The sequence below is a fragment of the Enterobacter sp. Lyrl_3 genome (assembly GCF_051948675.1).
Taxonomy (GTDB): domain Bacteria; phylum Pseudomonadota; class Gammaproteobacteria; order Enterobacterales; family Enterobacteriaceae; genus Enterobacter; species Enterobacter cloacae.
Map to the genome: position 1 here is coordinate 922,638 of NZ_JAYJLI010000001.1, position 18,991 is coordinate 941,628.

The 18,991-nt window shown below is 56.5% G+C and carries 15 protein-coding genes; 7 read left to right on the forward strand and 8 right to left on the reverse strand.

Going from position 1 to position 18,991, the window contains the following annotated elements; translation table 11 throughout:
* Positions 1-194: 194 nt before the first annotated feature.
* Positions 195-1,145 (forward strand): transaldolase, encoded by a 951-nt coding sequence (gene tal, locus VF709_RS04580; RefSeq protein ID WP_013098213.1) that lies wholly within the window; start codon positions 195-197, stop codon positions 1,143-1,145.
* 19 nt (positions 1,146-1,164) lie between these two features.
* Positions 1,165-3,153 carry a transketolase gene (gene tkt, locus VF709_RS04585; protein ID WP_013098214.1) on the forward strand — a complete coding sequence of 663 codons (1,989 nt, stop codon included), beginning with the start codon at positions 1,165-1,167 and terminating at the stop codon, positions 3,151-3,153.
* Between the two features lie 90 nt (positions 3,154-3,243).
* Here the strand turns inward: tkt and VF709_RS04590 are convergent, their stop codons facing one another.
* The 3 genes from VF709_RS04590 to aegA form a co-directional block, all read right to left on the reverse strand.
* Positions 3,244-4,287 (reverse strand): DUF1176 domain-containing protein, encoded by a 1,044-nt coding sequence (locus VF709_RS04590; protein WP_020689967.1) that lies wholly within the window; start codon positions 4,285-4,287, stop codon positions 3,244-3,246.
* A gap of 105 nt (positions 4,288-4,392) precedes the next feature.
* Positions 4,393-4,986: a GDP-mannose pyrophosphatase NudK gene (nudK, locus tag VF709_RS04595; protein ID WP_057071634.1), complete on the reverse strand. Its 594-nt coding sequence runs from the start codon at positions 4,984-4,986 to the stop codon at positions 4,393-4,395.
* 67 nt (positions 4,987-5,053) lie between these two features.
* The gene (gene aegA / locus VF709_RS04600) at positions 5,054-7,030 is read right to left on the reverse strand and encodes a formate-dependent uric acid utilization protein AegA (RefSeq protein ID WP_149896187.1); all 1,977 of its coding nucleotides are present in this window, start codon (positions 7,028-7,030) and stop codon (positions 5,054-5,056) included.
* A gap of 152 nt (positions 7,031-7,182) precedes the next feature.
* Here aegA and narQ point away from each other — a divergent pair, with 152 nt between their 5' ends.
* Together narQ and acrD are read left to right on the forward strand one after the other, a co-directional pair.
* Positions 7,183-8,871 (forward strand): nitrate/nitrite two-component system sensor histidine kinase NarQ, encoded by a 1,689-nt coding sequence (gene narQ, locus VF709_RS04605; RefSeq protein WP_058679511.1) that lies wholly within the window; start codon positions 7,183-7,185, stop codon positions 8,869-8,871.
* A 146-nt stretch (positions 8,872-9,017) separates the two neighbouring features.
* Complete coding sequence (gene acrD, locus VF709_RS04610; protein ID WP_440230966.1) at positions 9,018-12,131, forward strand: multidrug efflux RND transporter permease AcrD; 3,114 nt, start codon at positions 9,018-9,020, stop codon at positions 12,129-12,131.
* 109 nt (positions 12,132-12,240) lie between these two features.
* Here the strand turns inward: acrD and ypfM are convergent, their stop codons facing one another.
* A complete protein-coding gene (gene ypfM, locus VF709_RS04615; RefSeq protein ID WP_015572204.1) occupies positions 12,241-12,300 on the reverse strand; it encodes a protein YpfM in 60 nt (19 codons plus the stop codon).
* Positions 12,301-12,687: 387 nt separating this feature from the next.
* On the opposite strand from ypfM, the gene VF709_RS04620 reads away from it, so the two are divergent.
* From VF709_RS04620 to VF709_RS04630, 3 genes are read left to right on the forward strand one after another with little or no spacing between them, the layout of a single operon-like run.
* Positions 12,688-13,038, forward strand: a complete 351-nt coding sequence (locus VF709_RS04620) for an ArsC family reductase (RefSeq protein ID WP_020689972.1) — start codon at positions 12,688-12,690, stop codon at positions 13,036-13,038.
* A gap of 10 nt (positions 13,039-13,048) precedes the next feature.
* On the forward strand, positions 13,049-14,176 hold the full coding sequence (gene dapE, locus VF709_RS04625; RefSeq protein ID WP_013098221.1) for a succinyl-diaminopimelate desuccinylase: 1,128 nt from the start codon (positions 13,049-13,051) through the stop codon (positions 14,174-14,176).
* A 24-nt stretch (positions 14,177-14,200) separates the two neighbouring features.
* Positions 14,201-14,398: a YpfN family protein gene (locus VF709_RS04630; RefSeq protein ID WP_013098222.1), complete on the forward strand. Its 198-nt coding sequence runs from the start codon at positions 14,201-14,203 to the stop codon at positions 14,396-14,398.
* A 91-nt stretch (positions 14,399-14,489) separates the two neighbouring features.
* On the opposite strand, the gene ypfH is transcribed toward VF709_RS04630, so the two are convergent.
* The 4 genes from ypfH to purC all read right to left on the reverse strand — a co-directional run bounded on the left by ypfH (position 14,490) and on the right by purC (position 18,934).
* A complete protein-coding gene (gene ypfH / locus VF709_RS04635; RefSeq protein WP_149896186.1) occupies positions 14,490-15,185 on the reverse strand; it encodes an esterase in 696 nt (231 codons plus the stop codon).
* Between the two features lie 73 nt (positions 15,186-15,258).
* Positions 15,259-17,232 carry a tRNA(Met) cytidine acetyltransferase TmcA gene (locus tag VF709_RS04640; RefSeq protein WP_149896185.1) on the reverse strand — a complete coding sequence of 658 codons (1,974 nt, stop codon included), beginning with the start codon at positions 17,230-17,232 and terminating at the stop codon, positions 15,259-15,261.
* Positions 17,232-18,101, reverse strand: a complete 870-nt coding sequence (gene ypfJ, locus VF709_RS04645; RefSeq protein ID WP_029882266.1) for a KPN_02809 family neutral zinc metallopeptidase — start codon at positions 18,099-18,101, stop codon at positions 17,232-17,234. The genes VF709_RS04640 and ypfJ overlap by 1 nt, the downstream gene beginning before the upstream one ends.
* 119 nt (positions 18,102-18,220) lie before the next feature.
* Entirely contained in the window at positions 18,221-18,934 is a 714-nt protein-coding gene (gene purC, locus VF709_RS04650; protein WP_008501631.1) for a phosphoribosylaminoimidazolesuccinocarboxamide synthase, read from the reverse strand.
* Positions 18,935-18,991 lie beyond the last annotated feature (57 nt).

The window sequence follows — 18,991 nt, forward strand, 5'->3', positions numbered from 1 at the left end:
TAAACTTTGAAGGCTGCCAAACTCTCACCATCACACATTAAAAATTGTTATCAATTTATAACAGCCATGTTACCCGTCTCAAAAGCAATGCCTCCCCCGTCTGCTATGCTTTTTTGTTAAGTCCATCATGATTTTTCCAGAAGTGTGAACTAACGCACTCGTCTAACGCTTTTATTTTCAAGGAGTCATGACTTATGAACCAACTTGACGGCATCAAACAATTCACTACCGTGGTTGCAGACAGCGGCGATATCGAGTCGATTCGGCACTACCAGCCTGAAGACGCAACCACCAACCCGTCGTTGCTGCTCAAAGCGGCAGGGCTTTCCCATTTTAGTCATCTGATTGATGACGCCATTGCCTATGGCAAACAGCGCGGCAAAACCCAGGAACAACAGGTTGCCGAAGCCAGTGACAAGCTGGCGGTTAATTTCGGTGCGGAAATTCTGAAAAGCATCCCGGGGCGCGTCTCCACCGAAGTCGACGCCCGCCTCTCTTTCGATAAAGAGAAGAGCATCAATAAAGCCCGCCGCCTCGTCGAACTCTACCAGGAGCAGGGGATCGACAAATCACGCATTCTGATTAAGCTCGCCTCCACCTGGGAAGGCATCCGCGCGGCGGAAGTGCTGGAAAAAGAGGGGATCCACTGCAACCTGACGCTGCTGTTCTCGTTTGCACAGGCGCGCGCCTGTGCCGAAGCGGGCGTATTCCTGATCTCACCGTTCGTCGGGCGCATCTACGACTGGTATCAGGCAAAACAGCCGATGGATCCGTACGTGGTAGAAGAAGACCCGGGCGTGAAGTCGGTACGTAATATCTACGACTATTACAAGCAGCACCGCTACGAAACCATCGTAATGGGGGCCAGCTTCCGCCGCACCGAGCAGATCCTGGCGCTGGCAGGGTGTGACCGCCTGACCATCTCCCCTGACCTGCTGAAAAAGCTGCAGGACAAAGAAGAGACGGTGATCCGTAAACTGGTGCCGACCTCCACCGTACTGCCCAAACCGAAAGCCATGACCGAAGCGGAATTCCGCTGGGAGCACAATCAGGACCCAATGGCCGTGGAAAAACTGGCGGACGGCATCCGCCAGTTCGCCGTCGACCAGCGCAAACTTGAAGATCTTCTCGCCGCCAAACTTTAACCTTGCCACGGAGTGAACTATGTCCCGTAAAGAGTTAGCCAATGCCATTCGCGCCCTCAGCATGGATGCCGTGCAAAAAGCCAATTCCGGCCACCCTGGCGCACCAATGGGCATGGCAGATATTGCCGAAGTATTGTGGAATGACTTCCTGAAGCACAACCCTAACGACCCCACCTGGTACGATCGCGACCGTTTTATTCTCTCTAACGGCCACGCGTCGATGCTGCTCTACAGCCTGCTGCATTTGTCCGGCTACGATCTGCCGCTCGAAGAGCTGAAAAACTTCCGCCAGCTGCATTCGAAAACCCCCGGCCACCCGGAGATCGGCTATACGCCAGGGGTGGAAACCACCACCGGGCCGCTGGGACAGGGTTTAGCCAACGCCGTTGGGCTGGCCATCGCGGAACGCACGCTGGGTGCGCAGTTTAACCAGCCGGGGCATGACATCGTCGATCACTACACGTACGTCTTTATGGGTGACGGCTGTCTGATGGAGGGGATCTCCCATGAGGTCTGTTCGCTCGCGGGCACGCTGGGGCTGGGCAAGCTGATTGGCTTCTATGACCACAACGGCATCTCCATAGACGGGGAAACCGAGGGCTGGTTTACCGACGACACGGCAAAACGGTTTGAGGCCTACCACTGGCATGTGGTGCATGAAATTGACGGCCACGATCCCGAGGCGGTGAAAAAAGCAATTCAGGAAGCGCAAAGCGTGAAGGACAAACCGTCGCTGATTATCTGCCGCACGGTTATCGGCTTTGGTTCGCCGAACAAAGCAGGTAAAGAAGAGGCGCACGGTGCGGCGCTGGGTGATGAGGAAGTGGCGCTGACCCGGCAGAAACTGGGATGGAAATATCCGCCGTTCGAAATTCCGAAAGAGATTTACCGCGCATGGGATGCCCGTGAAGAGGGTGAAAAGGCCCAGCACGCCTGGAACGAGAAATTTGCCGCCTACAAAAAGGCCTACCCGGAGCTGGCGGCCGAATTCACCCGCCGCATGAGCGGAGGTCTACCGGAGGACTGGGAAGAGAAAACCCAGGCGCTGATTGAAAACCTGCAATCTAACCCGGCCAAAATCGCCACCCGTAAGGCGTCGCAAAACACCCTGAATGCGATTGGCCCAATCCTGCCTGAGCTGCTGGGCGGCTCGGCGGATCTGGCCCCCAGCAACCTGACCATCTGGTCTGGCTCGACATCGCTGAAAGAGGATATCGCCGGAAACTATATTCACTATGGCGTACGCGAGTTCGGCATGACCGCCATTGCCAACGGTATCGCTCATCACGGGGGATTTGTCCCCTACACCGCCACCTTCCTGATGTTTGTGGAATACGCCCGTAACGCCGCGCGCATGGCGGCCCTGATGAAAGCGCGGCAGATTATGGTTTACACCCATGACTCCATCGGGCTTGGGGAAGACGGGCCAACCCACCAGGCCGTTGAACAGCTGGCGAGCCTGCGCCTGACGCCAAACTTCAGCACCTGGCGTCCGTGCGATCAGGTCGAGGCCGCGGTGGGCTGGAAGCTGGCAGTAGAGCGCCATAATGGACCGACGGCGTTGATCCTGTCACGTCAGAACCTGGCGCAGATTGAACGCACGCCGGAGCAGGTGAAAGACATTGCCCGCGGCGGTTACATTCTGAAGGACAGCGGCGGCAAGCCGGATGTGATCCTGATTGCCACCGGTTCCGAGGTGGAGATTACCGTCAAAGCGGCGGAGAAGCTGACTGCCGAAGGTCACGCGGTACGCGTGGTTTCCCTGCCTTCAACCGACATCTTTGACGCGCAGGATGAGGCATATCGTGAATCGGTCCTGCCATCCAGCGTGACGGCCCGCGTGGCGGTTGAGGCGGGTATTGCCGACTACTGGTACAAATATGTCGGGCTGAAAGGGGCCATTGTCGGCATGCGGGGATACGGTGAATCGGCGCCGGCCGACAAGCTGTTCCCGTATTTCGGTTTTACCGTTGAGAACGTCGTTGAGAAGGCGTTAAGCGTACTTTAGTGCGGCCTGCGTGCCCGGTGGCGCTACGCTTACCGGGCCTACATGGTTCGAAACGTGGGCCGGGTAAGGTGTAACCGCCACCCGGCAAAACTAGCGTGTGATCCACAACGTGGGCCAGGCATCTGGCCCATTCCAGTTATCGCAGCTGGGCTCCTCGGCATAACGCACCAGACGGAAGCGCTGGCCGTCAAAGCGCCAGCGCGTCTGGATACCGCAGTCGGCAATCCCCCGCCCTAACGCCAGGGTGGTCAACTCACGCGTTTTCTCATCAAAGCGAGCGTTCATTAACTCCATTTCACTGCTGCCGCTGGAAGGCGTAAACGGCAGACGCAGCCTGACGCTACGGGAAGAAAACGGTTTTTTACGTGATACCAGCCAGGCCAGATCGACGGTGTTATAGGCCCCCGCTTCGCAACTGACGATCAGCAGCGCTTTGTCATCGGTAAGCGCAGTGACGCGCACTTCCCGACGGTTGGGGTCGAGCGAGCACTGGCTGTTATTCATCCGCCAGGTACCATAATCCAGCAGATCGTTCAGTTCGCTGTGGGAGAGCGGTGTCGGGGTGGGATTCACAACCGCCACCTTTTTCAGGGCCGGTGCGGGCGGCACGCTTAACGGCGGATCGTCACCTTTTTTAATCCAGGCGGTTTCACTGCCGACGCGCTTTTGCTGCGCATCGATAAACAACAGCGCCGCTTTCAGGCCACTGAGGGAGATCGCCTGCTTGCCATCACGCAGGGTTAGCGCTTTCCCTTCCTGGATATGCTTAAGAAATGCAGTGATGGTCGCAGCATCGTCCGTTTTCAGATGCCATGGCGTTAACTGCCAGTGCTGACGCTCCAGTGTCACGGGCACCCCATCCAGCAGCAGGCGCGGCGCAATTGCAGGCTCTTTGACAGACGGGTCTGAAAGACCGCCGAGATCGATACGTAACGAGGCATCGGTTTTCGCGCCAGCGCTGCGGCTAAGCGTCATCACCAGACCACGGTGTTCACCGGTGTTGCGTGCCAGGCAAAAATTCTGGTTATTGCAGGTCACCTGCCAGTCTGAGAATGATTGCTGTGCAGGCGCAGCCCACACCCGCGGTGCGGGGAGCACACAAATCAGGAAAAAAATAAAAACGCAGTAGCGCATGAATGGCACAATCCCGGAACGAAAACGCTTAACTGGGCAGTATCTTCGTGTTCCCGCCGGGGTTGCTCAATCGGATTTATCGGATAGATTTATCCGAAAAACAAACTACATCCGTTCGAAAGAGGGAACCATCAGCCCGGTTGTTTGTAAATACTGCAGTAATATTACAGCCTTACCATCTTTAATTTCCCCGGAACGGATCATCGCCAGCGCCTGGACAAACGGTATCTCCAGCACCTCGATATCTTCATCTTCCACCCCACCGCCCTGATGGATACGATGCGCATCGCTGTATTCGGCAATAAAGAAATGGACGATTTCCGTCACGCCGCCGGGTGACATAAACAGTTCGAAAACTTTTTTCACCTCACCCACTTCAAAGCCCGTCTCCTCGATGGCTTCTTTGCGGATACACACTTCCGGCTCATCGTCATCCAGCAGACCTGCGCAGGTTTCAATCAGCCGTCCGTCCGGATTGCCATTGACCCACGTCGCCACCCTGAACTGGCGGATCAGTACCACGCTCTGCTTTTCACGGTTATAAAGCAGAATGGTTGCCCCATTGCCGCGGTCGTAAACCTCACGTTTGTGGCGGATCACGTCCCCGTTATTACGCGTTAAATCATAGGTGATGTTACGCAGGACAAAGTAATTATCAGAAAGGATTTTGTCTTTGATAACGTCAATTTTCAGGGTCATACGGGCTCCACGACACAATGAGTCTGCCTATATTACGCCGTGAACCCCGCTTTGTCGCCCACCCGATTTAATGCGTTTTTAACGCGCTGACGCCCAGCCAGTCGAGGATACCCTGCGCAGCATGTCGCCCTTCCGCCATGGCGGTGACCACTAAATCTGCGCCGCGTACGGCGTCACCGCCTGCGAAAATTTGCGGGTTAGAGGTCTGATAGCGATAGCGGCTCTCCACCGAGGCGATAATTCGTCCCCAGCTATCCGTCTCCACGCCCTGCGCCTGCAGCCACGGCATCTCGTGCGGATTGAAACCAAATGCCATGATCACCGCATCCGCAGGCATCACAAACTCGCTCCCCGCTATCGGTACCGGCCGACGACGGCCCTGAGCATCCGGTTCGCCGAGTTCGGTACGCAGCATGCGAATGCCGTTGACCTGTCCGTCAGGTGCCAGAGTTAACTCCACGGGCTGAACGTTAAACTCAAACGCGGCGCCCTCTTCCTTCGCATTCTTCACCTCTTTTTTCGAGCCCGGCATATTGGCTTCATCCCGGCGGTAGGCGCAGGTTACCTTCGCCGCACCGTGACGTAACGCGGTGCGGACACAGTCCATGGCGGTATCGCCCCCGCCGAGCACCACCACGTTCAGCCCCCGGGTATCGATAAATGGCGCTTTGGTTGTTGCCTCAAGCCCCATCACGTGGCGGGTGTTTGCCACCAGGAAAGGTAACGCGTCATAGACGCCGGGCGCATCTTCATGCGCGATACCCGCTTTCATGGAACGATAGGTTCCCACACCAATAAACAGTGCATCGTATTCGCGTTGCAGCTGTGACAGCGGCACATCCTGTCCGACGTCGCAGTTCAGAACGAACTGGATCCCCATGGCCGTGAATATCTCCCTGCGCCGTGCGAGCAGCGATTTATCGAGCTTAAAGGCCGGGATACCAAACGTCAGCAAGCCGCCAATCTCCGGGTGCCGGTCATAGACCGTGACGCTGACACCGCTGCGCGCCAGCACGTCGGCACAGGCAAGCCCCGCAGGCCCCGCGCCGATCACCGCCACACGTTTATCAACCGGCGTCACGCCGCTCAGATCCGGCTTCCAGCCCATCGCCAGCGCCTGGTCAGAGATGTAGCGCTCGATGTTGCCAATAGTCACCGCGCCTGAGATATCACGCACGGTGCAGGCGCCTTCACATAATCGGTCCTGCGGGCAGACGCGGCCGGTAATTTCAGGTAAACAGTTGGTCTGGTGTGAAAGCTCAACCGCCCCGGCGATATCCCCCGCTTTAACGCGTTCAATCCACTGGGGGATATGGTTGTGCAACGGACAGGTCCATTCACAAATGCTGTGTTCGCCGCACTTCAGGCAGCGCGATGCCTCACGCGCGGCCTGCTCTGCCCGAAACGGCAGGTAGATCTCCTGAAAATGGCTGACGCGTGCACTCGCGGCGAGTTTATCCGGCTCCCCGCGTCGCGGTGTGTTTCTCATCTGCTCAAGGCGGGTGTGCGGCAGGTCTGGCCTTACCACCTCGCCGTGCCAGGGCTGCGCCTCCTGACGGGCGGTGCGCTGGCGGCGGGTTTTCGCCAGGTTATTCAGTACGGCGGGCGTCGCCAGGGTAAGCACCTGTGCCGGACAATTTTCGATGCAGGCCGGGCCCTGTGGGCGCGTGTGGCAAAGATCGCATTTATGCGCCGAGGCTTTTACGTTGCCCTTGTCGAGAGGCGTAACAACGATCTCCATCGTGCCGAACGGACAGGCAACCACGCAGGCTTTACAGCCAATGCATTTTTGTTGATTCACCTGTACGCTGTCATCGCATTTGCTGATGGCCCCGTTAGGGCAGCTCTGCGCGCAGGGCGCATTTTCGCAATGGTGGCAGGTTACAGGCGTGCTCTTCGCGCCAGATTTCAGGACAGTGATGCGGGGATGAAAATGGCGTTCGCTCAGCACGTGTTGTTCATCGTTGTGCGCCATCACGCAGGCCACTTCGCAGGCACGGCACCCTATACACTGCTGGCTGTTGGCCATAATAAAACGATTCATAACGACACCTGTTTTTGGTTCAATAACCTTATTCTTTATAGGAATATTGTATTTACCCACGGCGGCGCTATCAGGCAATGTACAAATGCCCAGGAAGCCGAACTATCTCCAGTGAACCTGTGGCAGATCAATTTTTTTCAGGAAGCTGTTCTGTGACCGTTAAACGACCCGTTTCCGGAAGCCTGGCCCGGGCTTTCATTTCCATTATCGTGCTGTCCGTTCTGACCAGCACCGTCGCACTGTTCACGCTTGCCAGCAGCCAGCGGGATGCAGAAGCCATCAATATTGCCGGTTCCCTGCGAATGCAGAGCTACCGTCTGGGCTATGAGATGCAACGCAACAGCGATGCCCTGGCGGCGCATCGCGAGAGCTGGCAGCAGACGCTGAGCGCCCCTGCGCTACAGAAGCTGAGCCGCTGGTACGTGCCGGACGATGTTAAGGCGCGCTATCAGCAGCTGCATCTGGCATGGCAGGAGATGGACAACCACATCGCTCGCGGCGATATCGGGTGGTATCAGGCCCACATTGAAGACTTTGTCGGCCGGATTGACGCCTTTGTGCTCGCCCTTCAGCACTACACCGAACATAAAATCCGGGCGGTGATTCTGATCTCCCTGGCGGGCGGGATGGGCATCCTGATCCTGACGATCTTTACCCTGCGACGCATCCGCCGCCAGGTGGTGTTACCGCTGAATAATCTGGTGGCGGCCAGCGAGCGCATTGAGCGGGGGCAATTCGATACGCCTGCACCGGATACCGCGCTGCCAAACGAACTGGGCCAACTTTCCCGGGCGTTCAACCACATGTCTGCCGAGCTGCATACACTGTATCGCTCGCTTGAACACTCCGTAGCGGAAAAGACGCAGCATCTGAATGAGGCGCATCAGCAACTCGAGATGCTGTTTAAATGCTCTCAGGCACTGAATACCGGCCAGATAGACAGCCACTGTTTCCGGCATATTTTGCAGATAGTGCATGAGTACACGCAGATGAACTACCTGGAGTTGCGCACCAGCGACGACTGGCGGCTCAGTGAGGGTATCGAATCAAACGGGAGCCCTGTCCAAACGCTGCCCGTGCTGATGCAGGATACCCTGTACGGGGAATTACGCTGGCAAAGCGAGACGGGCCACGTTCCTCTGCCGCTGATGGAAAGCGTGGCGACAATGCTCGGACGCGGACTGTATTTCAACCAGGCGCAAAAGCACTACCAGCAGTTGCTGCTGATGGAAGAGCGCGCGACGATCGCCCGCGAGCTGCACGATTCCCTGGCGCAGGTACTGTCGTATTTACGTATTCAGCTGGCGCTGCTGAAACGCGCTATCCCGCAGGAGAATGCCCCGGCGCAGACCATTATCACCGACTTTTCCCGCGAGCTTAACAACGCCTGGCATCAATTGCGCGAGCTGCTTACCACCTTCCGCCTGACGCTTAACCACGCCAATCTGCCCGCGGCCCTACAGGAGTCACTGGACGGGTTACAGAGCCAGACGCAGGCAAAGCTGCACCTCGACTGCCGCCTCTCCTCGCTGGCGCTGGATGCCCAGAAACAGGTGCATTTGCTGCAGATCGTGCGTGAAGCGGTGTTGAATGCGATGAAGCACGCCCAGGCCAGCGAGATAACCGTCAGCTGCGTGACGTCTGCTGACGGCACCCACAGCGTCAGCATTCGCGATAACGGTATCGGGATTGGCGAAGCCAGCGAGCCGCCGGGACATTACGGGCTGAATATTATGCGCGAACGGGCGGCGCGACTCGGCGGAACGCTGCACTTTTCCCAGCCGCAAAACGGGGGGACGCTGGTGAGCGTGATCTTCCCGACAAACGGTGCCGGGAGGTAAATAACGGTAAAAGGTGAAGCGCAGAGAAAAGTGCATGATAATTTACACTATCTCCTTTATTTCTCCACGTTTGGTCTTCGTCTTGCCGCTAAAGTGATGCGGGCAATAAACAATAATGACGTGCAGCAAAACGAGGTCTCATTTTCATGGCGAATTTTTTTATCGATCGCCCCATTTTTGCCTGGGTACTTGCCATTCTGTTGTGTCTGACAGGTGTCCTGGCCATTACTTCACTTCCTGTTGAGCAATATCCCGACCTGGCACCACCAAACGTGCGCGTCACGGCAAACTACCCCGGAGCTTCAGCACAAACGCTGGAAAATACCGTTACGCAGGTTATCGAGCAGAACATGACGGGTCTGGATAACCTGATGTACATGTCCTCGCAGAGTAGCGCCACGGGCCAGGCGACCGTCACCCTGAGCTTTACCGCCGGTACGGATCCAGACGAAGCCGTACAGCAGGTGCAAAACCAGCTGCAGTCGGCGATGCGTAAACTGCCTCAGGCGGTGCAGAATCAGGGGGTTACCGTACGTAAAACCGGTGACACCAACATCCTGACTATTGCGTTTGTCTCTACCGACGGTTCCATGGATAAGCAGGACATTGCGGACTACGTCGCCAGTAATATTCAGGATCCCCTCAGCCGTATTAACGGCGTCGGTGATATCGATGCTTACGGCTCTCAGTATTCAATGCGTATCTGGCTTGATCCGAATAAGCTGAACAGCTTCCAGATGACGGCAACCGACGTGACGGATGCCATTAAATCCCAGAACGCCCAGATTGCGGTGGGACAACTGGGGGGAACGCCCTCTGTCGATAAACAAGCGTTGAATGCCACCATTAACTCACAGTCGCTGCTTCAGACCCCGGAGCAGTTTCGCAACATTACCCTGCGCGTAAATCAGGATGGTTCAGAGGTCCGCCTGGGCGATGTCGCCACGGTAGAAATGGGGGCAGAGAAATATGATTATCTCAGCCGCTTTAACGGTAACCCGGCCTCCGGTCTGGGGGTAAAACTGGCCTCCGGGGCCAATGAAATGGCCACCGCGCAGCTGGTGCTGGATCGTCTGGATGAGCTGTCGCACTATTTTCCCCACGGGCTGGAATATAAAGTCGCCTACGAAACCACCTCCTTCGTTAAAGCCTCTATTGAAGATGTGGTGAAAACGCTGCTGGAAGCGATCGCGCTGGTCTTCCTGGTCATGTACCTGTTCCTGCAAAACTTCCGCGCAACGCTGATCCCGACCATTGCCGTTCCGGTGGTGCTGCTGGGTACCTTCGCGGTGCTTTACACGTTTGGTTACAGCATTAACACCCTGACGATGTTTGCAATGGTGCTGGCGATTGGCCTGCTGGTGGACGATGCCATCGTGGTGGTCGAAAACGTCGAGCGCATCATGAGCGAGGAAGGGCTTTCCCCGCGCCAGGCCACACGTAAATCGATGGGACAAATTCAGGGGGCGTTAGTTGGCATCGCGATGGTGCTCTCGGCGGTCTTTATCCCGATGGCGTTTTTCGGTGGCACAACCGGCGCCATTTATCGTCAGTTTTCAATCACCATCGTCTCCGCAATGGTGCTGTCGGTGCTGGTGGCGTTGATCCTCACGCCTGCCCTCTGCGCCACCCTCCTCAAGCCGCTACATAAAGGGGAGCAGCACGGTCAGAAAGGCTTTTTTGGCTGGTTTAACCGCATGTTCAACCGCAGTGCCGCGCGTTATGAAACCGCCGTCGGCAAGGTGCTGCACCGCAGCCTGCGCTGGATGATGATTTATGTTGTGCTGTTGGGCGGTATGGTATGGCTGTTCCTGCATCTGCCGACTTCGTTCCTGCCGCAGGAAGACCGGGGGATGTTCATCACTTCGGTGCAGCTCCCGAGCGGGTCAACGCAGCAGCAAACGCTGAAGGTAGTTCAGAAGGTGGAGCAGTACTTCTTTACCAAAGAGAAAGATAACGTGGTGTCGGTCTTCTCCACCGTCGGCTCCGGCCCGGGCGGGAACGGGCAGAACGTTGCACGTATGTTTGTGCGCCTGAAAGACTGGGACGCACGCGATACGAAAACGGGCACCTCGTTTGCCATTATCGAACGCGCGACCAAAGCCTTCTCCCGTATCAAAGAGGCTCGCGTTTTTGCCAGCAGCCCACCGGCCATCAGCGGTCTCGGCAGTTCTGCCGGGTTTGACATGGAGTTGCAGGACCATGCCGGTGCGGGCCACACGGCGCTGATGGCGGCGCGCGACAAGCTGTTAGAGCTGGCCGGTAAAGATCCGGGTCTGACCCGCGTCCGTCACAACGGTCTGGATGACAGCCCGCAGCTGCAGGTCGATATTGATCAGCGTAAGGCGCAGGCGCTGGGCGTTTCCATCGACGATATTAACGACACCCTGCAAACGGCGTGGGGTTCAAGCTATGTGAATGACTTTATGGATCGCGGTCGCGTTAAAAAAGTGTATGTGCAATCCGCCGCGCCATACCGCATGCTGCCGGACGATATTAACCGCTGGTATGTCCGCAACAATGCGGGCGGCATGGTGCCGTTCTCCGCCTTCGCCTCCTCGCACTGGGAGAGCGGTTCTCCGCGTCTGGAGCGCTATAACGGCTATTCCGCCGTTGAGATCGTCGGTGAAGCCGCGCCGGGCGTCAGCACCGGTACGGCGATGGACACCATGGAAAAGCTGGTGCAACAGCTGCCCGCTGGCTTTGGTCTGCAGTGGACGGCCATGTCTTATCAGGAGCGGCTCTCCGGGGCGCAGGCTCCCGCGCTTTACGCGCTTTCGCTGCTGGTGGTCTTCCTCTGTCTTGCGGCGCTGTATGAAAGCTGGTCAGTCCCGTTCTCGGTCATGCTGGTGGTGCCGCTTGGCGTGATTGGCGCGCTGCTCGCCACCTGGATGCGCGGTCTGGAGAACGACGTTTACTTTCAGGTGGGGCTGCTCACCGTGATTGGGTTGTCGGCGAAAAACGCCATCCTGATTGTTGAGTTTGCCAATGAGATGAATGCGAAAGGCCATGAGCTGATGGCTTCCACGCTGCATGCCTGCCGTCAGCGCTTACGTCCAATCCTGATGACCTCGCTGGCGTTTGTCTTCGGGGTGTTACCAATGGCAACCAGCTCAGGTGCAGGCTCCAGCAGCCAGCATGCGGTAGGTACAGGCGTCATGGGAGGAATGATTTCAGCCACGATCCTGGCCATTTATTTTGTGCCGCTGTTCTTCGTGCTGGTGCGTCGCCGCTTCCCGCTCAAGGAACGGCCTGAATAAGATAGTGAAAATAAAAAAGGCGGCTCAGTAGGCCGCCTTTTTACTGTGCGATTAATTCACACTATGGTTATTTTACTTATTTAAGTGCTCTTGCAATTCTTACTGAATGTCATTTACGAAGCATGCCTTCGATAAAATCTTTCCAGTTCCCCAGTTCACGTTCAATCATAACAACCTCTCTTATTATTATGCGCATTCTACGAAAACGTATCATCATTGTGAAGACAATTTAACCGATTGCTGTGATTGTACCCCGTCTGCGCGCTGGATTTATGATAAATATGAACGGAGAACCTTAAATTTTGTGTGACGGCCAGCAATATTTTGAAATAACCCTACGCACGGGTGAGTTTTATTTTACCCGCTGAGTTTACAGGCAATTTATACCTGATGGACATCTATGCTTAAATGATGAAAGAATATTCAGCGTACAGGTGTGAGTTGAATTAAAAAGAGGTGTTAATCCAGAGCGTTTCTGAATGTGTTATATTCCGTTTAAGGATATATCTTCGAATTTACTGAACATTTAATGGTCATAAGAACAAAAGGATTCAACATGGTTGTCATGTACGGCATTAAAAATTGTGACACGATCAAAAAAGCCCGTCGCTGGCTCGAAGCTAACAACGTCGAGTACCGCTTCCACGATTACCGTGCCGATGGGCTTGATGCAGAATTTCTGCATACCGCCATTAACGAACTGGGGTGGGACGCGCTGCTGAACACCCGCGGCACGACCTGGCGCAAGCTGGACGAATCACTGCGTGCCAGCATCAAGGATGCCAACAGCGCAGCAAATCTGATGCTTGAAATGCCAGCAATCATCAAACGCCCATTGCTCTGCGCGCCCGGGCAGCCTATGCTGCTGGGTTTCAGTGAAACCCTTTATTCCGACTTTTTTCGTTGAGGTGTAGTTTATGTCATGCCCGGTCATTGAGCTGACTCAGCAGCTTATTCGCCGTCCTTCCCTTAGCCCGGACGACGCAGGTTGTCAGGCATTAATGATTGAGCGCCTGCGTGCCATCGGTTTTACCGTGGAGCGTATGGATTTTGGCGACACCCAGAATTTCTGGGCGTGGCGTGGCCAGGGCGAAACGCTGGCCTTTGCCGGGCATACCGACGTGGTTCCCGCAGGTGATGCGGACCGCTGGATCAACCCTCCATTTGAACCAACCATCCGCGATGGCATGCTGTTTGGCCGCGGCGCCGCAGACATGAAAGGTTCCCTGGCGGCAATGGTTGTGGCGGCTGAGCGCTTTGTCGCCCAGCACCCGAACCATAAAAACCGTCTCGCGTTTCTCATTACCTCTGATGAAGAAGCCAGCGCCCATAACGGCACCGTCAAGGTTGTTGAGGCCCTGATGGCCCGCAACGAGCGTCTGGACTACTGTCTGGTCGGCGAGCCGTCCAGCACCGAGGTGGTGGGCGATGTGGTGAAAAATGGCCGCCGCGGTTCGTTAACCTGTAACCTGACCATTCACGGCGTACAGGGACACGTGGCGTACCCGCATCTGGCCGATAACCCAGTTCACCGCGCAGCGCCGATGCTGAGTGAACTGGTGAGCATTGAGTGGGACAAAGGCAATGAGTTCTTCCCGCCAACCAGCATGCAGATTGCGAACGTGAAGGCAGGAACCGGCAGCAACAACGTGATCCCGGGCGATTGTTTCGTTCAGTTTAACTTCCGTTTCAGCACGGAACTGACCGATGAGATGATCAAAGCGCGCGTTATCGCCCTGCTGGAAAAATATCAACTGCGTTACACCGTGGACTGGTGGCTTTCCGGCCAGCCGTTCCTGACACAGCGTGGCAAACTGGTGGATGCGGTGGTGAACGCCATCGAGCACTATAATGAAATTAAGCCACAACTGCTGACGACGGGTGGCACTTCAGACGGACGCTTTATCGCCCGCATGGGAGCTCAGGTTGTCGAACTGGGGCCAGTGAACGCGACCATTCATAAAATCAATGAGTGTGTAAATGCCGCGGATTTACAACTGCTGGCCCGTATGTATCAACGTATTATGGAGCAAATCGTCGCCTGACGAGCGCTCTGAGAGGAATAGCGAATGGATTGGCTTGCAAAGTACTGGTGGATTCTGGTGTTAGTGTTTCTGGTAGGCGTATTGCTTAACGTGATTAAAGATCTTAAGCGCGTTGACCATAAAAAATTCCTCGCCAACAAGCCGGATCTTCCGCCTCATCGTGATTTTAACGACAAGTGGGATGACGACGACGACTGGCCGAAGAAAGACCAGAAGAAGTAATCCCCTCCCCCCCAGCCCCTCTCCCCAGAGGGGCGAGGGGTGCCATGTTCCCTCTCCCCTTAGGGGAGAGTGTTAGGGTGAGGGGAAATAATCACATAAACTCAACAATATCATCATCGTCCGGCTTACCGCCGCTGAGCGCTTCATCAAAGTAGTGCTTCGGTACGGTATAGCGCAGATGGTCGAGCGCAAACTGCATGCTGCGATCGTCAATCGCATGACCCAGATCGTCAACGATATCCAGCGTCACATCCCCGCCTTCCCGGATCAGGGCTTCCTGGGCAGCTACGGCATGCGAAAGCTCAATCACCCGGTCTTCGCCACCGTGGATCAAGTGGATCGTTGTCTGCGTGGTCGCGCTCGTCGGTAGCGTCGCGAAACGGCCGTTAAAGGCAATCACGCGCGAAGCCAGACCCGGCTCTGCTTTCACGCTCTCCAGCGACATAATTGACCCCTGTGAAAAGCCAATCAGCGCGGTCGCGTCGGCACCGACGCCGCTCTGCTGCTGCCAGTAACGCACGGTTTCGATAAAGACCGGCATAATGGCATCAATGCGCGTCTGACGGTTCTCTTCCGTCACGCCCTGAACGGAGAACCACTGCCGTCCGTCTGGGCCACACGGCTCCACGCCGCCGATACTGACAATCAGCGCCTCAGGAAAAACAGGTGCAAACCAGCGACCAATCTCTCCCATATTGACGGCGTTATCGCCAACGCCATGAAACAGCAGCAGTAACTGTTTAGCCGGTTTGTCGGGGCTTTGAACAACAAAATGATCGTGTTTCATGGCGGTCTCCTTAATTGATGACCTGGATTCTACGCCTTGCGGGGGGAATGACCATGCCACTTTACTGAAGAAGTCATTGAAAAAATTGCCATTGCAAAATGTCGCTTTTGAGCTGCTGACTGCGTGCTTTATCAAGACATTCAAGGGCCTGCGCCGTTTCAGCGCGTAATCTTGCCAGCACCGCTTTTCGCCCGGTGAGCGACAGTTCAGCACTGAGCGCAGCGTCCTCTCTTCGTGCCTCAATTTTACCGCGCAGGGCCGGAAGCGGCAGATCGACGGCGAGCAGCAAACGCGTCAATGCGGCAACGGACGTAGCAAAGGGCCGGTGTGCAAAGGCAAAGCCTGCCAGCTCCAGCCAGTCGTCACTATTAAGGGTAGCTTCCCACTCATCTGCCACCGGGATCTTTTCGCCATTCCACAATGATAAGACGCGCGCATCGCGATGCAGGCGCAGCCGGGCCTGTTCACACAGACGATGCCCCGCCTCACTTTGCGGCAATAATGCCATTGCGGTGTAGCAGCCGCTGCTGGCTTCGCGGTGGCTGCCCATCCGTACCAGCACAAAGCCGCACTGCTGCCAGAAATGCCACAGCGCGTTGGTAAAGCCAAAGCTCACCGAGAGATAATCCTCCCCGCAGGCCTCGCGGATGAGCGCCCGGCCGATCCCTTCCCGTTGCCGGTGAGGGTGAACAGCGATGCGCGTGATCCGTCGACCTTTCAGCGTTGCTGCCAGAGGCGTGCCGCCATGCGCGGCCAGAGACTGCGCGACAAGGTTGCCGCGAGGTCGACGAAAACCCGCCCATACTGCGCGACTTAGCGCCGGGCTTAACCCGCCTTCGTCTACCAGCCACAGCGCGCCCGCAATGACCGGGTCCGTTTGCGCGACGGCAACGTGCTGACCGGGGGCGTCCATCATACGGCGCAGATCCAGCGGCGAGGTACGGTAATGGGCCGCACAAAGCAGCTCGTAGACACTCGCGGCGATTGCAGGCGTGTGCTCCCATGCGTCGGGGGCCAGAGAGGTCAGTTGCACCTCTCCTTTCGGCTGCTGGTCGATGAGCGTGTCGTCAAACAGCAGCGCGCTGGCGACCACCCGCTCAAGCGGACATCCCGCAGCCCAGCGAACGGGGGTGGATAAGGTATAACGCTGCAGGGCGCTGAACTGCGCGCAGAATTTAAGCAAAAACCCTCTTCCGGTTCCTTCATACCCTTGTACCGTCGTGGTTAACAGTACCCGTGGAAAGCGCGCAACCAGCTTCTCCAGCACAGGGCCGGGTATGGCCGCCGCCTCATCGACAATCAGCCAGTCGGCATGGTGTGAGGAGGCCAGCAGCGCATCCGGTGCCATAAAGTGAAAATGTTCACCCGCAAACCGTGCGATGACCTCCGTTGCTCCCTTTGCCGGTGCGGTGACAACTGCTCTGCCCTCAATGCTGTTCAGCAGCATGCCGGCAAGCGCCGACTTTCCCCGCCCGCGCGGGGCGGTAACGGCCGCAACGCCTTTCGGCATTGCACGAAGTGCGTGCAGGATCTCCGCCTGCTCGCGCTGGGGTGCGCCGTTAGCGGGTTGCCAGTCAGGGGCATCAGGAAACGGAGGAAGGGTTAACGGCTGGTTTTGCTGCCAGACGATTGCATCGGGATCGCGGGTAATCGTCTGACAAAAGTGGCGAATGAAATTCGGCGTGGGAATGGGTTCCGCGCTGTCGCTCCAGCGCAGGGAATCACTGTCGGGCGTGTCTGCCCACACCGCAAGCGGGGGAGCCAACAGCACCAGCAGGCTCCCGGCACGCAGCGTTCCGCTCAGGGCGGCAAAGGCTGAGACATCAAACCCGGCGCGGGCATCAAAAACAGCATGCCGGAACTCGCGCCCCAGCAGCCCGCTTATCTCCCGGGAAGGGTTTTCATCCAGCCACACCCAATCCCCGGAAAGCGTATCACGCAGCGCCCCGGCCTGCGCCAGGGACCACTGCGCATCACCGCTGAGCACCACCAGCCGACGCTGGCCGGTGCGCTCAAGCTGGCTAATCAGTTGGTCAAACGCCACCATTACATGGCTTTACCGAAGGTATTGCACTGCGCCGGGTCACCGCTGTCAAAACCGCGTTTAAACCAGGTGTAACGTTGTTCTGACGTCCCGTGAGTGAAGCTGTCCGGCACAACCCGGCCCTGGCTCTGCTGCTGGAGACGGTCGTCACCAATGGCCTCTGCGGCATTTAACGCCTCTTCCAGGTCGCCAGATTCCAGCACGCCCTGCTTCTGCATGCTGTTACCCCAGACGCCCGCGAAGCAGTCCGCCTGCAGCTCCATACGCACGGAAAGGCGATTGACCTCCGCCTGCGAGGCGTTTTGCTGAAGCTGGCGAACCTTAGGCTCAATGCCCAGCAATTTTTGCACGTGATGCCCCACTTCATGCGCAATCACGTAGCCCTGTGCAAAATCACCGTCGGCTCCTAGTTTGCGTTTCATGTCATCATAAAAAGAGAGATCGATATAGACGGTGCTGTCTGCCGGACAGTAGAACGGCCCCATCACCGACTGTCCGGTGCCGCAGCCGGTGCGGGTAGCACCACGGTACATCACCAGCTTCGGCTGCTGGTAGCTGCGTCCCATTTTCTCAAACTGCTGGCTCCACGTGTCTTCAGTGGTCGCGAGAATAACGGAGGTAAATTTGGCCGCTTCATCTTCATTTGGGTTGATGGAGCGCTGAGATTGCTGCTGTTGCTGCAGCGGCTGACCGGTCATTAACCCGGTGAGATCGACCCCGTAGTAACCCGCAACCAGCACCACAATCAGCAGAATGATTCCGCCTTTTCCGCTGGGTAAACGGAAGCCGGGGCCACCCATGGAAGGGCCGCCACCGCTATCACCACGTCTGTCTTCTACATTGTCACTTTCACGACGCCCTTGCCAGCGCATAACTACCTCGAACTATTCCATTAATAATAGCTATGATCGTAGGCGGTTAACGGCAAGATTACCATAGGAAACAAAGGTAAGACGCCAAAGGATATGAACATCCTTTGGCGATGGGGGAGTTAGTCGAGCTTAACGCCTAAACGGTGAGCCACTGCTTCGTACGCTTCAATCAGGCCACCCAGGCTCTGACGGAAACGGTCTTTATCCATTTTATCCAGCGTTTCTTTGTCCCACAGACGGCTGCCGTCCGGTGAGAACTCGTCGCCGAGTACCACTTCGCCTTTGAACAGACCGAACTCCAGCTTGAAGTCGACGAGGATCAGGCCAGCATCATCAAACAGTTTTTTCAGCACGTCGTTGGCTTTGTAGGTCAGCTCTTTCATGCGCGCCAGGTTCTCTTTGTTCACCCAGCCGAAGGTTTCGCAGTAGGAGTCATTGACCATCGGATCGTGCATGGCGTCGTTTTTCAGGAACAGATCGAACAGCGGTGGATTCAGCTCGATGCCTTCCTCAATGCCCAGACGCTTCACCAGGGAGCCCGCGGCACGGTTACGAATGACGCACTCAACCGGAACCATATCCAGTTTTTTCACCAGACATTCCGTATCGGACAGCAACGCTTCCATCTGAGTCGGGATACCCGCTTCGGCCAGTTTGGTCATAATGAAGTGGTTGAACTTGTTGTTCACCATGCCTTTACGATCGAACTGCTCAATGCGTGCGCCATCCCCTGCTGACGTATCATTGCGGAACTCGAGCACCAACAGATCCGGGTTTTCCGTGCTGTATACGGTCTTCGCTTTGCCACGATACAACTCAGCTTGCTTCTGCATCTTGATTACTCCTGGTGTGATGATTTGTGTTCAAAACTGGGCATATTATGCCACGCA

Coding starts and splice junctions, on each gene's coding strand:
- aegA (WP_149896187.1), bottom strand. CDS start 7,030: ATGAATCGTTTTATTATGGCCAACAGCCAGCAGTGTATAGGGTGCCGT.
- dapE (WP_013098221.1), top strand. CDS start 13,049: ATGTCATGCCCGGTCATTGAGCTGACTCAGCAGCTTATTCGCCGTCCT.
- purC (WP_008501631.1), bottom strand. CDS start 18,934: ATGCAGAAGCAAGCTGAGTTGTATCGTGGCAAAGCGAAGACCGTATAC.
- VF709_RS04640 (WP_149896185.1), bottom strand. CDS start 17,232: ATGGTGGCGTTTGACCAACTGATTAGCCAGCTTGAGCGCACCGGCCAG.
- VF709_RS04630 (WP_013098222.1), top strand. CDS start 14,201: ATGGATTGGCTTGCAAAGTACTGGTGGATTCTGGTGTTAGTGTTTCTG.
- tal (WP_013098213.1), top strand. CDS start 195: ATGAACCAACTTGACGGCATCAAACAATTCACTACCGTGGTTGCAGAC.
- acrD (WP_440230966.1), top strand. CDS start 9,018: ATGGCGAATTTTTTTATCGATCGCCCCATTTTTGCCTGGGTACTTGCC.
- tkt (WP_013098214.1), top strand. CDS start 1,165: ATGTCCCGTAAAGAGTTAGCCAATGCCATTCGCGCCCTCAGCATGGAT.
- ypfJ (WP_029882266.1), bottom strand. CDS start 18,101: ATGCGCTGGCAAGGGCGTCGTGAAAGTGACAATGTAGAAGACAGACGT.
- VF709_RS04620 (WP_020689972.1), top strand. CDS start 12,688: ATGGTTGTCATGTACGGCATTAAAAATTGTGACACGATCAAAAAAGCC.
- nudK (WP_057071634.1), bottom strand. CDS start 4,986: ATGACCCTGAAAATTGACGTTATCAAAGACAAAATCCTTTCTGATAAT.
- ypfH (WP_149896186.1), bottom strand. CDS start 15,185: ATGAAACACGATCATTTTGTTGTTCAAAGCCCCGACAAACCGGCTAAA.
- VF709_RS04590 (WP_020689967.1), bottom strand. CDS start 4,287: ATGCGCTACTGCGTTTTTATTTTTTTCCTGATTTGTGTGCTCCCCGCA.